The sequence below is a fragment of the Streptomyces sp. NPDC060194 genome, assembly GCF_042728285.1.
Classification (GTDB): Bacteria; Actinomycetota; Actinomycetes; order Streptomycetales; family Streptomycetaceae; genus Streptomyces.
Window position 1 is genome coordinate 1 of record NZ_JBHWZH010000031.1, and the last position, 15,432, is coordinate 15,432.

Annotated in this window: 14 protein-coding genes; 8 read left to right on the forward strand and 6 right to left on the reverse strand. The window is 74.0% G+C overall.

Translation table 11 applies throughout. The features are described 5' to 3' along the window. Positions 1-45 precede the first annotated feature (45 nt). The 4 genes from ACFWEG_RS09590 to ACFWEG_RS09605 all read right to left on the reverse strand — a co-directional run bounded on the left by ACFWEG_RS09590 (position 46) and on the right by ACFWEG_RS09605 (position 4,972). Positions 46-1,533: a beta-N-acetylhexosaminidase gene (locus tag ACFWEG_RS09590; RefSeq protein ID WP_387211312.1), complete on the reverse strand. Its 1,488-nt coding sequence runs from the start codon at positions 1,531-1,533 to the stop codon at positions 46-48. 115 nt (positions 1,534-1,648) lie between these two features. Then, on the reverse strand, positions 1,649-2,482 hold the full coding sequence (locus ACFWEG_RS09595) for a carbohydrate ABC transporter permease (protein WP_387211315.1): 834 nt from the start codon (positions 2,480-2,482) through the stop codon (positions 1,649-1,651). Beyond that, entirely contained in the window at positions 2,479-3,354 is an 876-nt protein-coding gene (locus ACFWEG_RS09600) for a carbohydrate ABC transporter permease (protein ID WP_387211444.1), read from the reverse strand. Before ACFWEG_RS09600 ends, ACFWEG_RS09595 begins: the two co-directional genes overlap by 4 nt. A 349-nt stretch (positions 3,355-3,703) precedes the next feature. After that, positions 3,704-4,972, reverse strand: coding sequence for an extracellular solute-binding protein (locus tag ACFWEG_RS09605; protein ID WP_387211318.1), 1,269 nt, complete (start codon positions 4,970-4,972; stop codon positions 3,704-3,706). A gap of 223 nt (positions 4,973-5,195) precedes the next feature. On the opposite strand from ACFWEG_RS09605, the gene ACFWEG_RS09610 reads away from it, so the two are divergent. The 5 genes from ACFWEG_RS09610 (at position 5,196) to ACFWEG_RS09630 (ending at position 9,735) form a co-directional block, all read left to right on the forward strand. Beyond that, entirely contained in the window at positions 5,196-6,014 is an 819-nt protein-coding gene (locus tag ACFWEG_RS09610; protein WP_387211447.1) for a GntR family transcriptional regulator, read from the forward strand. A 101-nt stretch (positions 6,015-6,115) separates the two neighbouring features. Then, entirely contained in the window at positions 6,116-7,918 is a 1,803-nt protein-coding gene (locus ACFWEG_RS09615; RefSeq protein WP_387211321.1) for a hypothetical protein, read from the forward strand. A 516-nt stretch (positions 7,919-8,434) separates the two neighbouring features. Then, entirely contained in the window at positions 8,435-8,953 is a 519-nt protein-coding gene (locus tag ACFWEG_RS09620; protein WP_387211324.1) for a hypothetical protein, read from the forward strand. Next, positions 8,917-9,168: a hypothetical protein gene (locus ACFWEG_RS09625; RefSeq protein ID WP_387211327.1), complete on the forward strand. Its 252-nt coding sequence runs from the start codon at positions 8,917-8,919 to the stop codon at positions 9,166-9,168. Before ACFWEG_RS09620 ends, ACFWEG_RS09625 begins: the two co-directional genes overlap by 37 nt. Positions 9,169-9,300: 132 nt before the next feature. Further along, complete coding sequence (locus ACFWEG_RS09630) at positions 9,301-9,735, forward strand: hypothetical protein (RefSeq protein ID WP_387211330.1); 435 nt, start codon at positions 9,301-9,303, stop codon at positions 9,733-9,735. Positions 9,736-9,798: 63 nt separating this feature from the next. Here ACFWEG_RS09630 and ACFWEG_RS09635 read toward each other — a convergent pair whose 3' ends face one another. Further along, a complete protein-coding gene (locus ACFWEG_RS09635; protein ID WP_387211333.1) occupies positions 9,799-10,182 on the reverse strand; it encodes a hypothetical protein in 384 nt (127 codons plus the stop codon). Positions 10,183-10,590: 408 nt separating this feature from the next. Between ACFWEG_RS09635 and ACFWEG_RS09640 the strand changes: the two genes are divergently transcribed. The 3 genes from ACFWEG_RS09640 (at position 10,591) to ACFWEG_RS09650 (ending at position 13,038) form a co-directional block, all read left to right on the forward strand. Beyond that, positions 10,591-11,094 (forward strand): flavin reductase family protein, encoded by a 504-nt coding sequence (locus ACFWEG_RS09640; RefSeq protein WP_387211336.1) that lies wholly within the window; start codon positions 10,591-10,593, stop codon positions 11,092-11,094. Between the two features lie 216 nt (positions 11,095-11,310). Continuing rightward, positions 11,311-11,481 carry a hypothetical protein gene (locus tag ACFWEG_RS09645; RefSeq protein WP_387211339.1) on the forward strand — a complete coding sequence of 57 codons (171 nt, stop codon included), beginning with the start codon at positions 11,311-11,313 and terminating at the stop codon, positions 11,479-11,481. 285 nt (positions 11,482-11,766) lie between these two features. Further along, on the forward strand, positions 11,767-13,038 hold the full coding sequence (locus ACFWEG_RS09650; RefSeq protein WP_387211342.1) for a cation:proton antiporter: 1,272 nt from the start codon (positions 11,767-11,769) through the stop codon (positions 13,036-13,038). Between the two features lie 62 nt (positions 13,039-13,100). On the opposite strand, the gene ACFWEG_RS09655 is transcribed toward ACFWEG_RS09650, so the two are convergent. Beyond that, entirely contained in the window at positions 13,101-15,410 is a 2,310-nt protein-coding gene (locus ACFWEG_RS09655; protein ID WP_387211345.1) for a heavy metal translocating P-type ATPase, read from the reverse strand. Positions 15,411-15,432: the final 22 nt, after the last annotated feature.

Sequence of the window (15,432 nt, forward strand, 5' to 3'; positions counted from 1 at the left end):
GGCCCGCTCCCCGCCGTCCGGCGCGGGAGCGGGCCGGGCGGCCGGTCAGGCCCCGCTCGTCTCCCTCGCCGGCCGCCGCCCGGTGACGCCGAGCGCCGTCAGGCGCGTCCGGTGGTGGCGCATGCGCCGGCTGAACGCGGCGAAGTCGCGGTGTGTGGACCAGGTGGCCTCGGCGAGAGCGCTCATGCGGGGGAAGGCGAGGTACTCGATGTGCGCGGCGGTGGGCGCGTACTCGGTCCACAACTGCGCCTGCGCGCCGAGGAGTCGGGCCGCCGCCTCCGGCTCCCAGTCGGAGGGGACGGCCTCCGTCTCGTACACCGCGCGCAGGTCGACGACGGGCCCGGGCTGGCCGGCCGGCTCCTCGGGGTGGTCGGACTGCCGGTAGTCCAGGTACGTGGACAGGTGCGGGGTCATCACCACGTCCTGCCCGCGCCGGGCCGCCGCGAGCCCGTGCGCGGCGTCCCGCCACGCGGCGACGGTGAACGCGCCGGGCAGGTCGTGCCCCGTCTCCGTCCAGCCCAGCGGCTTCCGCCCCCGCGCGGTGAGGTGCGCCGCCATCTCTCCCATGAACCAGCCGTGCAGCGCCTCGGGCCCGTCGAGACCCAGTGCGGCCGCCCGCTCCCGGGCCCGCGGGCTCTCCTGCCACTCCACGATCGGGCACTCGTCGCCCCCGATGTGGATGTACGGCGACGGGAAGACGTCCATGACCTCGTCGAGGACGACGCGGCAGAACTCCAGCGTCTCCTCCTGGACGCCGAGGATGTTCTCGCAGACGCCCCACTCCGTCCACGTGTCGAGGCGGACCTCGGGCCGGTTGCCCAGCTCCGGGTACGCGGCGAGCGCGGACCGCATGTGGCCGGGCATCTCGATCTCGGGCACCACGGTGACGCCGCGCGCCCGCGCGAACTCCACCAGGTCGAGGAGTTCGGCCTTCGTGTACGCCCCGCCGTGCGGCCGCCCGTCCCCGGCCGACTCCGTGCGCCACCCGCCCACCTCGGTCAGCAGCGGGTACGCCGGGACCGGCATCCGCCACCCCTGGTCGTCCGTCAGGTGGAGGTGGAAGACGTTCATCTTGTGGAACGCGAGCAGGTCGACGTACCGCTTGAGGTACTCCACCGGCTGGAAGTGCCGCGCCACGTCGAGCATCGCCCCGCGCCAGGCGTACCGCGGGATGTCGGTGATCTGTGTGCCGGGCAAGTGGCCCTCCTCGTCCAGGAGTTGGCGTACGGTCTGCACCCCCCGCAGCAGGCCCGCGAGCCGGCCCGCGCGCAGGGCCGCGCCGTCGGGGCCGACCGTCAGCCCGTAGCCCTCCTCGCCCAGGCCGCTGAGCGCCGGGTCGAGGGCGAGCACGAACGGGCCGTCCTTCGCGGCCGGCAGCCGCAGGCCGGTGACCGCCGCGAGCAGTGCGGCGGCCGGCTCGGCGCCGGGCCCGACCCGCAGGCCGGTGCCGTCCCTGAGCGGGAAGCGGCCGGGCAGGGCGTGGACGCGGTCCGGCAGCGGGACGAGGTCGAAGTCCGAGCGGGACGAGGGCATGCGGAGACCTTCCGGTCGTGGGACGTGCGGGTGGGGTGGGTGGGACGGTCCGACAGGCGTGCCCGGCGGGGCGGCTCCCGGGCACGCCCCGCCGCGCGGTCGTCGTGGCCCATCCTCAGCCCTTCACCGCGCCACCGGTCATCCCGGCCGCGACCCGGCCCTGGAGCACGACGAACAGGACGAGCACCGGAAGGGCGAACAGGGTGGACGCGGCCATCGTCGCCCCCCAGTCCGTGCCGAAGACGTTGGAGAACGAGGACAGCCACACGGGCAGGGTGCGGTCGTCCTGGTTCTTGATGATCAGCATGTTGGCGAAGGCGAACTCGTTCCACGCGGTGATGAACCCGAACAGCGAGGTCGCGAGCAGCCCCGGCGCGAGCAGCGGCAGGGTGACCTTGCGGAACGCGGTCGCCCGCGTGCACCCGTCGACCTGCGCGGCCTCCTCCAGCTCGACGGGGATGCCGGCGAGGAACGACCGCAGGGTGACGATCGTGAACGGCAGCGTGATCATGAAGTAGACGAGGGTCAGCATCGGCAGCCGGTCGAGCATGCCGGTGTCCCGGGAGATGATGTACATCGGGATCAGCAGCGCCTCCCAGGGGGCGACCTGCGCGACGAACACCATCAGGATGAAACCGCGCCGCCCCCTCCACCGCAGCCGCGCCACCGCGAACGCGGCGCCGAGCGCGACCAGCAGGGCGAGCAGCACGCAACTCGCGGTCACCAGCAGGCTGTTGCGCCAGAACGACCAGAAGCCGTCCGACGCCACCGCCGTCCCGAAGTGCTCCAAGGTCAGCTCGACGGGCAGGAAGACGGGCGTCTCCGCCTGGATGGCGTCGGTCGGTTTGAACGCCGTCAGGATCATCCAGTAGACGGGGAACACCGACACCGCGAAGACGACGAGCGCCGCGGTGTTGAGCGGCAGCCGCCGCAGGGCCCTGACATTCACCGGTCGGCCTCCTGCTGGAACATCTGACGGAAGTACGCGACGAGCACGGTCACGAGCAGCAGCACCGTGAGGGTGGAGGCGGCCGCGCCGAGGTCGTAGCGGTGCAGGGACTGGGCGACCTGGTAGGCGTAGACGGGCAGCGTGGTGGTCGCCCCGTCGGGCCCGCCCCGGCTGATCGCCCAGATCTGGGCGAAGCAGCGGAACACCCAGATGACCTCCAGGCACAGCACGAGCCCGAAGATCGGCCGCAGCACCGGCAGCGTGATCCAGCTGAACACCTGCCACCCGCTCGCCCCGTCGATCCGCGCCGACTCGTAGAGCTCGGCCGGCACGGTCAGCAGCGCGGAGTGCAGGGTGATCGCGGCGAACGGCACGGACTGCCAGACGATCAGCAGCACGAGGATGGTGAACGTCGCCGGGCCGTCCGCGAACCACGCGTAGTCGCGGAACTGCTCGAACCCCAGCTGCACGAGCGCCCAGTTGACCACTCCGAGCCGCGACGAGAACAGCCACTGGAACACGGTCGTCGTCGCGATCACCGGGCTCGCCCAGGCGAGCACCAGGCCCGTCATCACCAGCAGCCGCATCCGCTTGCGCAGCCGCAGCATCATCAGCGCGACGAGTGTCGAGATCAGCATGATCAGGACGACGTTGACCGTCGTCCACAGGAAGGTCCGCCGCGTCACCGCCCAGAACGTCCCGTCACCGAGGATCTCCCGGTAGTTGTCCCACCCGACGAACGCCGCCCCGCCGCGGATCAACTCGCCCATCCCGTAGCCCTGGAACGAGATCAGCAGATTCCGCACCAGCGGATACGCCAGCAGGAACACGCACCCGACGACGGTCGGCGCGATGAGCAGGTACGGCCACAGGCCGGCGATCCGCCGCGCGACGCGGGCCGGGTGGGTGTTCGGGGCGGCCCGCCGGCCCCGCCCGGCGCGACGGCTGCCCGACCCCCGCGCGAGCGCGGAGCCGGCGCCGGGCTCCCGGGGCCCCGGAACGGGCCCCTGCGGGCCGGCGGCCGCTCCGGGCGCCGGCCTGCCCCCCGGCACGCCGGTGCCGAGCGCCCCGCCGGGCGGCCGCGCACCTCCCCGGGCCCCGGGTTCCGGGCTCGCCCCGGTACGGCTGGGTGAGGACACACCGTCTCCTTCGTCGTCGTGCGGTCGTTCCGTGCGGTCGTTCCGTGCGGGCGGCGGGGCGCCCGGGGGCTCCCGCCCCCCGTCAGGAACCGAGCGTCTTGGTGATCGAGGCGGACGCCTTAACGCCGGCCGTCTTGGGGTCGGTGCCGGTGAGGACGGCCGTCATGAACTGCTTGACGGGGTTGGTGGCCTCGACCGCCGCCCAGTTGGGGGTGTTGGGGGTGGCCCGGCCCTGCGCCGCGCCCGCGGCCATCGCCGCCGATCCCTCGTCGCCGCTGAGCGCCCCGGCGAGGGAGGTCTGGTTGGGGACGTAGCTCATGGTCTTCGCCATGTCCGTCTGCCACTTCTCGCCGGCGAGCGCCTTGACCACCTCGTAGGCGCCCTTCTGGTGCGCGGAGGCGGCCGGGATGATCAGGTCGGAGCCGCCGGTGAAGACGGAGCCGGGCTTGTCGGCGGTCTTGCCGGGGATCGGGAAGAAGCCGAGCTTGCCCGCGAGCTGCGGGTTCTGCTCCTCGATGATCTTCGCGCCGCCCGGCACGGAGATCACCTGCGCGACGTCGCCCTTGGCGAAGACCTCCGCCTGCGGGGGCTTCGCCTCGTCGGAGTCCTTCGGGCCCTTGCCGAGCGCCTGCAGCTGCCCGTAGAACTCCATGCCCGCCAGCGCCTCGGGCGTGTCGAGCGCACCCTTCCACGTGCCGCCGTCCTCGACGGCGAGGTCCCCGCCCTCGTCCCAGATGAAGCCGGCGAGGGTGTACCAGTTCTGCCCGGGCAGGTAGATGCCCTGCGTCTTGCCCTTGTCGAGCTTCTCCGTGGCGTCGATCCACTCCGCGCGGGTCTTCGGCGGCGCGGTGATCCTGGCCTTCTCGAAGAGCTCCTTGTGGTAGATCACCACCCGGTTCGCCGCGTACCACGGGATGCCGAACTGCTTGCCGTCGATCTTCCCGGGCTCGGCGAGCCCCGGGAGCCAGTCGTCCCCGCTCAGGTCACCGGTCCTGTCCGTGAGGTCGGTGAGCCCGCCGCTCGCCGCGTACTGGGCGACCTGGGTGTTGCCGACCTCGATGACGTCCGGCGCGTCCGTGCTGGCCAGCGCGGCGGTGACCTTCTCGCCGATGCCGTCCCACTCCTGGATCTGGATGTCCAGCTTCAGGTCCTTGTGCTGCTGCTCGAAGCCGTCGGAGAACCGGGCGAGGAACTCCGCGGACACGCTGTCCTTCATGATCCAGACGGTCAGGGTCTCCGGTCCGTCCCCGGCGGCCTTCGCGTCCGGGTCAGATCCGGACGAGCAGGCGGTGAGCAGGGCGACGGCCGCCACCAGTGCGGTGGCGCTGCGGACGAGGGTGCGGGACTTCATGGTTCCCCCACGGAACTGGTGTTTACCAGTGGTCAGGTGACCAGTGGCTGGACGTAAAGTGGCATGGACCACTGAAGGTGTCAACGGATGCGGTGCGCCGGCGGGCCGGGCGGCCGCGCGACCGCGATCACTGGCCTCGGCGGCCCGTGCGCGTGCACAATTGACCAGTCGGCGGACCGGAGAAGGGGCGGGCGTGGGGAAAGACAGTCACGGCACGGCGGCCATGCCCAAGCGGGACCGGGTGAGCGGCCACCTCCTCGGCCTCATCGAGGCAGGCAGGCCGGGGGAGGCGGTGCCCTCGGAGCGGGTCCTCAGCGCTGCGCTCGGCGTCTCCCGGCCGACGGTCCGCGCGGCCGTCGACGAGCTGGTGCGAACTGGCCAGTTGGTCCGGCAGCACGGGCGCGGCATGTTCATCGCCCCGGCGAAAATCACCCAGGAGCTCGTCTCCGACGACGCCGCGCAGGCCGTCCCGCGCGCCTCCGGGCTCTGGACGAGCCGCATCCTGGAGCTCCAGGTCATCCACGCCGGCGCCCGCATCGGCCGCAAGCTGCGGCTGTCGCCGGCCGCGTCGGTCAAGTACATCGCCCGCGCCCGGTACGTCGACGGCGAGCCGATGGCGATCGAGCACCTGCACATCCCCGCGGACCTCGTCCCCGGCCTCACCCACGAGGAGCTGGAGGCCGGCGAGCTCTACGACCACCTGCGCGAGCACCACGGCGTGCACGTCCAGGAGGCCGTGCAGTCGATCGAGCCGACCGTGGTCGACGAGGAGGAGGCCGAGGTCCTCGCCGTCCCCGTCCTCTCCGCCGCGCTGCGTATCGAGCGCCTGACCACCGACCGGACCGGCCGCCCCGTCGAGTACGTGCACAGCCTCTACCGCGGCGACCGCTACCGGATGGTCTCCCGCCTCTCCCTCGGCGACCCGCCCGCGCCGGGCGGGCCCGCCCGCGCCGGCGGCGGCCGTACGACGGTCTCGCCCGACGACTTCGCCGGGCACGGCGTCTTCGGCCTCGTCACCGGCGACGTCCAGGAAGCCCGCTGAAACAGGCGTTCCGGACGGCCGGGACGGCTTCGCCGCGGGGCGGCGTGGGCATCATGCCCCGTACCGGACGCACGGCCTGACTCTGCCCCGGGGGAGCGGATATGACGGATCGTCAGCACGAGGAGTACGACAGCAGACGCAGCGGCGCACCGGGCACGGGGGACGAACGCACCGCCCCCGAGCCCGAGGACCGGCCCCCGCCCGGCTCCGCCGCCGCGCCGCCGCCTCCTCCGTACCCGCCCGGTCGGCGGGAGCCGATCCCGGGGACCGGAGGCAGGGGGGACGTCTTCCGGGACGACGCGGCCGACGGGCCCGGGGGCACGCCCCCGCACGCCCCCGGTGGGTGGGAGACGATCCCTGGGGGATTCTCCCCGCGCCCGGTGCGGCCGAGTCAACCCGCGGACCGGGCGCGGGCGTTCGCCGTCGGGGCGCTCAACCTGAGCGGGCTCGGGATCGGCTACCTGCTGCTGCGACGCTGGGCCGGGGCCGTCGGGTGCCTCGCCGTGACGGCCCTGTTCGTGTACCTCTTCCTGCCCGCCGACCCGGACGGGCTGCCGACGGCCGGTGTCGTCGCGTACGTCGGGTTCCTGCTGCTCGCCGCGGCCGACGGCTTCCGGCGCGGGCTGCGCACCCCCGTCGCGCTGCCGGTGAGGCCCGTGCTCGCCGTGCTGCTCGGGCTGGCGCTGCTCGCCGTGCCGGCGGGCGGGGCGGTGGCGTACGAGTCGGCGCGGAAGGAGGCGGTCGAGCGGATGCTGCTCGACCGGCTCGCGGGGATCGACCGGACGGTGGAGGCGGCCTCGCAGAAGCCGTTCGACGCGGCGGAGGCGCAGTACACCGGGGCGCTGGAGCGGTACGCGGCCCTCCTGGAGGACCACTCCGGCTCCCGCGCCGCCGGTCTCGTCCCCGAGCGGCTCGGCGAGTACTACGACGCGGTGTCCGCGCCGTACCGGGCCCAGGACCACTGCGGCGCCGTGCGCCCGCTGACCCACCTGCGGACGGTACCGCCGGAGAAGTTCGACGCGGACGTACTCGGAGGCCTCGACGACCGCCAGGACAAGCCTCTCGCCGCCTCCCTCTACGCCTGCGGCGTCTCCCGCCTCGGCGCGACGTCGACGAGCGGCGGCGGCGAGCTCGGCGTCCTGCTGGACACGTTCCCCGACTCCGCGGAGGCCGACCGGGTCCGGCCCGCGTTCGAGGAGGCGGTGAAGTCCCGGACCGCGAAGTTCGACCTGGGTGAAGCCTGCTCCCTCACCCCGGAGTTGCGCCTCATCGACGGCGTCGCCGCCCAGCTTCCGCAGGCCCGCGTCGGCGGCGTCGACGATCTGGCGGACCGCGCCGTCGAGGACGGCGCCTGGGCCTGCGGGCTCGACCACTTCGCCGACGAGAAGTTCGCCGAGGCCGTCACCGCCCTGAACGAGTTCCGGAAGACGTATCCCAAGAGTTCGCGCAAGGCCCGCGCCGGCCAGATCCTCATCGCCGCGCAGATCGCCGAAGTCCGCGCCGAGGCGGGCGGCAAGCTGCCGCGGGAGAAGCCGCCCGGCGGCCCGCGCATGGAGATCGCGCTGACCAACGACGGCCCCCAGACCGTCGAGGTGCTCTACACCGGCCCGGTCACCGGCACCCTCAAGATCAAGGGCTGCTCCGGCTGCGGCTCCTACTCCACGGAATCCGCAGGACGCGCCACCGCGTGCAAGAGCTCGGCTCGCGACTACGGCCGCAAGACCCTGCGCCTCCCGGCGGGGGAGTACCACTTCCTCTACCGGCGCACGGGCGCGGTGGACGTCCGCGACCACGCCTCCGGCACCCGGATCGAGCCCAACTACAGTTACACGGACTGCCTGTTCGTCGTCGACGACCCCTACTTCGGCTTCCTGGACCCACCCCTCCCGGACTCGACGACCTGACCGAGCCGGTGCTCGGCCCGGCGGAGTCCTGGCCTCCGCATGCCCTACCCCACCGGTCCCGCGCGATCCGCTTGCCGCGGGTGCCGGTGGGGTAGTGACGCACGCGGCAACGCCCATACGTGCGACGCCGGTTGGCGGGGGAGACCGGCGTGGCGCAGGTGCCAGGAGGTCCCCTCCGGCCGCGGGTCGCGCGGCGGGCATGGACGCTCGATCCCAGGTGGGAGACCTCCGTGACCGCACACCCGCTCCGAAGACGCGCACGCCGCCGCAGCGCCGTGCCCGTGCACATACCCGCCCCCGCGCGCACCCCGCGCGGCGCCCGGCTGCTCCTCGCCCTCGCCCTGACCCGCGCTCGCCCTCGCCACCCCCGCCCGGGCCGCCGAACCGACCTTCTCCGCGGACGTCGACTTCGGCACCGCGACCACCGTCCCGGTCACCGGCAACGTCCTCGACCACGGGCAGCCCTACGGCGCCCGCACCGGCCCCCACCAGGGCTCCGGCCTCAGCTACGGCTGGGTGGACCTCGCGGACTCCACCCCGCTCGACCTGACCGGCAACGGCCGCGACCGCGGCGCCGCGGAACCCGACCGGCTGCTCGCCACCCTCGTGCACCTGCAGCTCCCGGCCGGTTCGGCGGGCGTGCGGACGCCGGGCCGCTGGGAGATCGCCGTCCCGAACGGCACCTACTCCGTCACCGTGTCCGTCGGCGACCGCAGCAACACCGACAGCACCCACGCGATCCAGGTCGAGGACCAGAACGCGGTCGACGGCTTCGTCCCCACCGGCACCACCCGCTACCAGAGCCGGACGGTCCATCCCACCGTCACCGACGGCCGGTTGACGGTCAGCCCGGTCGCGTGGGTGCTCGCCGGGGGCAACCCGACGGCCGGCACGGACCCGTTCCAGGCCACCGACTACCCCGTCTACCCCTGCCCGACCGCAACCTCGACCTCGCCGGGATGTACGACGCCGGGCTGCACGCGTCGGCGAACGGGGCGGTGGAGTACCGCAGCGACACCTTCGGCGGGGCGCTGAAGGGCAGGCTGCTCGTCGTCCGCTACAGCAGCGGGCAGGACATCGAGGTGTTCGGCGTCGACCCGCAGGGCCGGCTGTCCGCGCCCGTGGTCGGCACCACCGGGTTCACCGGCTTCCAGCAACCGCTGGACGTCGCCGAGGACACCGCGAACGGCAACCTGTACGTCACCGAGCTGGGCGCGTCGCGGATCACGCTGCTGCGGCCGGTGCGGTAGCCGCTCCGGCGCCGCGCGCCCCCGGCCCGGGTCGCCCGGCCGGGGGCGCTTGCGTGGCGGGGGAGCGGGGGGTTGCCCAGACTCGCCGGTGTGGCCGGAGCGGCCCGCCCCCTACGCGAGGAGAGCGATCCCATGAACCGAGTGCGCCGAGCTGTCGTGTCCCGCCGGGGCCTGGGTGCGGGGGCGGTGGCGTGCGCGGCGCTGCTGCTGGCCGCGCCGTCGGCGCAGGCGGTACCGCTGACCGGGTCCACCGTCGCCGTAGGGGCGGTCACGGCGTCCGCCGCGGACACCGTCGCCGTCCGCGTCGACTACACCTGCCCGGCGCTCGGGCTCACCGACACCCTGCGGGTGACCGTCACCGACACCGTCGGCGGCGGACAGTACCGCGCGCTCACCACCGCGGTCTGCGACGGCACCCCCCACACCTTCACCGCCCGCGCGGCCCGCCTCGCCGGCCCCACCACCCGCGCCGGCCACGACGTCCTCGTCACCGCGGCGATCGGCGCGAGCGTCGGCACGTTCTTCCTGTCGACGGTCTCCGACTCGGCGACGAGGACCCTCGCCTGACGCGGCGCACGGCGACGCGGCGGCCTTCGCAGGGAGGCGGGGGCGTTCACCGGGCGGGGGTGTTCACCGGGCGGGGGTGGGCGCGGTCCGCGCGACCGACCGCGCCCACAGCACCAGGGGCACCTGCAGCGGCAGCCGCGCCACCGCGGCCACCCGGTACGCCGCCGGCCGCCGGCGCCAGTCGTAGGCCATCTGCACGTTCCCCGGCAGGACGCCGACGAAGAACGCCGCCGCCGCGGACGCGGCGGGCCGGCGGGTGGGTGGAACCAACAGCCCTGCTGCGAGCGCGAGTTCGACGAGACCGCTGCCGTAGGTCCAGGCGCGCGGAGGGCCGGGGAGCGGGCGGGGGACGAGCGGGTCGAAGGCCGACGGGGCGAGGAGATGGGACACGCCCGCGCCCCCGAGCAGCGCGGCGAGCGCGAGGGCGGATCGATGCGCGGACGGCACGGGCGCCTCCTCGGAACGGCAGGGTGGCGACCGACGTTACCCCAGGTAACGGCCGCGGGCCGCCCGGCGGTGCCGTGTCCGCGATGCGGCGCTTGTTTGACCTGTTCACGCTGCCCCGGCTACCTTGCCGGGTATGCAGCGATCCGCACACCTGACGACGAGAGATCACATCGATCTCAAGCGCGTGTGCTCCGCCGCCTGTCCGAGCGCCTGAGTCCCCGGCGCCCGCGCACCTCTCCCTCCGGCCGTCGAGGCCTGAAGTCCCCTTGTGCGCAACCCTGTTGACCGGCCCCGTCGCCGCACGCCCCGTACGTGCGCGACCAGGGCGGCGCCCCCATCCCGCCGACGAGCGTGCCACGCCGGCCCACGCCCGACAGGACCCCGCCCGCTGCTCCCGCAGGAGAGAAGATGACCTCCGCCGTCACCGCCCGTCCCACCGCCGGCATAGCCCCCGACCGCTTCCGGCAGGCGTTCCGCCGGCACCCCGCCGGGGTCGTCGTGATCACCGCGGACGTGGGCGGCGGACCGGTCGGGTTCACCGCGACCTCGCTGACCTCGCTCTCGCTCACCCCGCCCCTGGTCTCGTTCGGCATCGCCACCACCTCGTCCTCGTGGCCGCACGTGCAACGGGCCGCGACGGCCGTCGTCAACTTCCTCGCCGACGACCAGGAGTCCGTGGCGCGGACCTTCGCGACCAGCGGCATCGACCGCTTCGCCGCCCCCACCGACTGGGCGCGGCTCCCGGACGGCGAGCCCGTGCTGCGCGGCTCCGCGGGGTGGCTGCGGGTGGGGATCGAGCAGTTGGTGCCCGCCGGCGACCACCGCCTCGTCATCGCCCGCGTCGAGGAGGCGCACGTGGAGGCGGGCCGCGGCCCGCTGCTGTTCCACGACGGGACGTACCACTCGCTGTGACTCCGCGCGGATCCGTGTAGCCGGGGTCCGAACGGAGCAGTAATCAGACGATCGGCCCGTCCGCCCTGACTCGGACGGGCCGATACCGTCCTTACGCCGTCCCGACGCCCGGTCTGATAACGGGATTGTGTCGAACAGGAGTGTCGCGAGGAAGCCGGGGCACCTGCCCGTCAGCGGAGCTCGCCCCCGAGACCCGCCCGACACCAGGAGACACCGATGCTCGCCTTCGTAGCCGCCGCACTGTTCGGTATCGCGTTCATCCTCCACGCCGCCGAGGTCTCCACGGAGCCCATCTTCGGCCCCACGAGCCTGCTGTTCCTCGGCCTCACGTTCCTCGCCCTCCACGTCGGCGGTGCGCTCGCGCACACCCGTCGCGGTCACCGCTGACCCCCCGTGCGCGTCCTCCCCGGACCCGCACCCACCCCACGAAGAAGCCGCGGACTGTCGTCCGCGGCTTCGCCGTCGGCGGGCTCGGCGCGCGTGCGGCCCCGCGTGGCCCCCGCGCCTCCGGTCCGCGACCGGCTCGCGGTGCCGATGACTGCTCTGCCCGGTGTTCCTGGGACGCCTGGTCCGGCTGATCCGTGGCCTGCGGGAATCGGGGTACCCGGTCGGTGACAATGCCGGGCGGACGCTGGGGCCGGCGCGTGGCGGGTGAGCGAAGGGTGCGTGGCGGTGACGCTTTCGGACGGCGTGTTCCTGTGGTGCGGGGTGGGCGCACTGCTCGCGGGCGTGCTGCCGCGGGTGGTGAACGGCAAGCGGCCGGTGTCGCTCCCCTTCGTCTTCCTGCTCTGCGGACTCGGCGTGTACCTGATCGCGGGGGCCACCCCGCTGGAGCTGCCGGACGTCGACCCGATCGAGTACCCCAAGATCACCGAGCACCTCACCGAGGCGTGCGTGATCATCTCGCTGATGGGTGCGGGACTCGCCCTCAACCGCCCGCCGGGGCTCAGGCGTTGGGCGACCACCTGGCGGCTGCTCGGCATCACCATGCCGCTGACCGTCGTCGCCACCGGGGCCGTCGCGTGGTGGCTGCTCGACTGGCCGCCCGCCGCCGCGCTGCTCCTCGCCGCGGTCATGGCCCCCACCGACCCCGTCCTCGCCTCCGAGGTCCGCGTCGGCGAGCCGACCGACGACGAGCACGACGAGGACGAGGTGCGCTTCGCCCTCACCAGCGAGGCCGGGCTCAACGACGGGCTGGCCTTCCCGCTCACCTACGCCGCCGTCGCGCTGGCGGTCCACGCCGGCAGCGGCACGTCGACGGACTGGATCGGCGAGTGGGTGCTCGTCGACGTGCTCTACAAGTGCGTCGTCGGCGTCCTCGGCGGGCTCCTCATCGGCCGGCTGCTCGGCTACCTGTTCTTCCGCGCCCGCTCCTCCACCCTGCGCCTGTCCCAGCACCGCGAGGGCTTCGTCGGCCTCGCCGCCACCTTCCTCGCCTACGGGGCGACGGAGATGATCGGCGGCTACGGCTTCCTCGCCGTCTTCGTCACCGCCTGCACCATCCGCGCCGCCGAGCGCACCAGCGGGTACCAGAACGACCTGCACGACTTCGTCGAGCAGATCGAGCGGCTGTTCACCGCGCTGCTGCTCTTCCTGCTCGGCGCGTTCGTCGCGCTCGGCGGGCTGGCCCCGCTGACCTGGCAGGGCGCCGTCACCGGCCTCGTCCTGCTCCTGGTCATCCGCCCCGCGACCGCCTGGCTCGGCCTGCTGCGGGGCGAGCCGGGCCGCCGCGAGCGCTGGGTGATCGCCGCGTACGGCATCCGCGGCATCGGCTCCCTCTACTACCTCGCCTACGCCCTCGGCCAGACCGGATTCCCCGTCCCCGACGACGAGTTGTGGGCCGTCGTCGCCTTCACCGTGCTCGCCTCCGTCGTCCTGCACGGCCTCACAGCAGGCCCCGTCGTCACCCGCCTCGACCGGCTGCGGGACGCGGAGGAGAGCTGAGCGCGCACGGCGCGCGCGGGGGACGGCTCGCCGCCGTCCTCCGTCCGTCGTGCCCGCGCGTCCTACGCGTGGGCCTTGAAGCCCCGCAGCCGCAGGCTGTTGCCGACCACGAACACCGACGAGAACGCCATCGCGGCGCCCGCGATCATCGGGTTGAGCAGACCGGCCGCGGCGAGCGGCAGCGCGGCGACGTTGTAGGCGAAGGCCCAGAAGAGGTTGGTGCGGATCGTGCCGAGCGTGCGGCGGGCCAGCCGGATCGCGTCGGCGGCGGCGCGCAGGTCGCCGCGGACGAGGGTGAGGTCGCTCGCCTCGATCGCCGCGTCCGTGCCCGTGCCCATGGCCAGGCCCAGGTCGGCCTGGGCGAGCGCGGCCGCGTCGTTGACTCCGTCGCCGACCATCGCGACCGACCGCCCCTCGGCCTGCAGCCGCTTGACGACGTCGACCTTGTCCTGCGGCATGACCTCGGCGATCACCTGCGCGGCGTCGATCCCGACCTCGGCCGCGACCGTCTCGGCGACGGCCTGGTTGTCGCCGGTCAGCAGGACCGGCGTGAGGCCCAGGGCCCGCAGCCGCCGGACCGCCTCCGCGCTGGTCGGCTTCACCGCGTCGGCGACCTCCAGGACCGCCCGCGCCTCGCCGTCCCAGGCCACCGCGATCGCGGTCCGCCCGGCCGCCTCGGCCGCCGCGCGCGCCCGCTCCAGCACCTCGGGCAGGGCGATCGACCACTCCGCGAGCAGCTTCGGCCGGCCCACGAGCACCGCGTGGCCCTCGACCACGCCCTGGACGCCGAGCCCGGGGGCGTTCACGAAGTCCTCGGGGGCGGGCAGGTCGCCGACCCGCTCGGCCGCGCCGCGGGCGACGGCCTGCGCGATCGGGTGCTCCGAGGCGTGCTCCAGGGCTCCGGCGAGCCGCAGCACGGCCTTCTCGTCGGTGCCGGCCGCGGTGTGCACGGTGTGCAGGGTCATCGTGCCGGTCGTGACGGTACCGGTCTTGTCGAGCACGACGGTGTCGACGCGGCGGGTCGACTCGAGCACCTCGGGGCCCTTGATGAGGATGCCGAGCTGCGCCCCGCGGCCGGTGCCGACCATCAGCGCGGTGGGCGTGGCCAGGCCGAGCGCGCACGGGCAGGCGATGATCAGGACGGCCACCGCGGCGGTGAACGCCGAGGTCGCGCCGGCGCCGTTGCCCAGCCAGAAGCCGAGCGTGCCGAGTGCGAGGGCGATCACGACGGGCACGAACACCGCCGAGATCCGGTCCGCGAGCCGCTGGGCGGCCGCCTTGCCGTTCTGCGCGTCCTCGACCAGCTTCGCCATCCGCGCCAACTGGGTGTCCGCGCCGACCCGGCTCGCCTCGACGACCAGCCGGCCGCCCGCGTTGAGCGTCGCCCCGGTCACCCCGTCGCCGACACCGACCTCCACCGGCAGCGACTCGCCTGTCAGCATCGAGGCGTCGACGGCCGAGGAGCCCTCGACGACGGTCCCGTCGGTGGCGATCTTCTCGCCGGGCCGGACGACGAACCGGTCTCCGACGGTCAACCGGTCGGTGGGGACGGTGACCTCGCGGCCGTCTTGCAGCAGGGTGACGTCCTTCGCGCCCAGTTCGAGCAGTGCCCGCAGCGCCGCCCCCGCCCGGCGCTTGCTGCGCGCCTCGAAGTAGCGGCCCGCCAGGATGAACGCGGTCACGCCGGCCGCGACCTCCAGGTAGATGGTCCCGGCGCCGTCCCCGCGGCCGATGGTGAACTCGAAGGGGTGCGTCATGCCGGGCGTGCCGGCCGTGCCGAGGAAGAGCGCCCACAGCGACCACAGGAACGCGGCCGACGTGCCGAGCGAGATCAGCGTGTCCATGGTCGCCGCGCCGTGCCGGGCGTTGACGAAGGCGGCCTTGTGGAACGGCCAGGCGGCGTAGGTGACGACGGGTGCGGCGAGGGTGAGGGAGAGCCACTGCCAGTACTCGAACTGGAGGGCCGGGATCATCGCCATCGCGATCACGGGGACGGCGAGGACGACGGCGGTGAGCAGGCGCTGACGCAGGGAGGCCAGCGGGTCGGGCTCGGGTGCCAGGGCGTCGGTGCCGGCGGTCGCGTCGGGGCCGGGCCCGCCGGTCGTGCTTCCGGGGGCGGGGCGCGGCGGCGCCGGTTCGCGGGCCGTGTAGCCCGTGGCCTCGACCGTCGCGATCAGATCGCCGACGGCGACGCCGTTCCCGTAGCTGACCTTCGCCTTCTCGGTGGCGTAGTTGACCGTCGCCTCGACGCCGTCCATCCGGTTGAGCTTCTTCTCGATGCGCGCGGCGCAGGAGGCGCAGGTCATGCCGCCGATGGCGAGTTCGACCTCGGCGGCGGGCGTGCCGGTCGGGCTGGTCGCTGTGGCGGGCATCCGGGGCTCCTCGGAGTGGTGG

Coding starts and splice junctions, on each gene's coding strand:
- ACFWEG_RS09590 (WP_387211312.1), bottom strand. CDS start 1,533: ATGCCCTCGTCCCGCTCGGACTTCGACCTCGTCCCGCTGCCGGACCGC.
- ACFWEG_RS09605 (WP_387211318.1), bottom strand. CDS start 4,972: ATGAAGTCCCGCACCCTCGTCCGCAGCGCCACCGCACTGGTGGCGGCC.
- ACFWEG_RS09610 (WP_387211447.1), top strand. CDS start 5,196: ATGCCCAAGCGGGACCGGGTGAGCGGCCACCTCCTCGGCCTCATCGAG.
- ACFWEG_RS09615 (WP_387211321.1), top strand. CDS start 6,116: ATGACGGATCGTCAGCACGAGGAGTACGACAGCAGACGCAGCGGCGCA.
- ACFWEG_RS09630 (WP_387211330.1), top strand. CDS start 9,301: ATGAACCGAGTGCGCCGAGCTGTCGTGTCCCGCCGGGGCCTGGGTGCG.
- ACFWEG_RS09640 (WP_387211336.1), top strand. CDS start 10,591: ATGACCTCCGCCGTCACCGCCCGTCCCACCGCCGGCATAGCCCCCGAC.
- ACFWEG_RS09645 (WP_387211339.1), top strand. CDS start 11,311: ATGCTCGCCTTCGTAGCCGCCGCACTGTTCGGTATCGCGTTCATCCTC.
- ACFWEG_RS09655 (WP_387211345.1), bottom strand. CDS start 15,410: ATGCCCGCCACAGCGACCAGCCCGACCGGCACGCCCGCCGCCGAGGTC.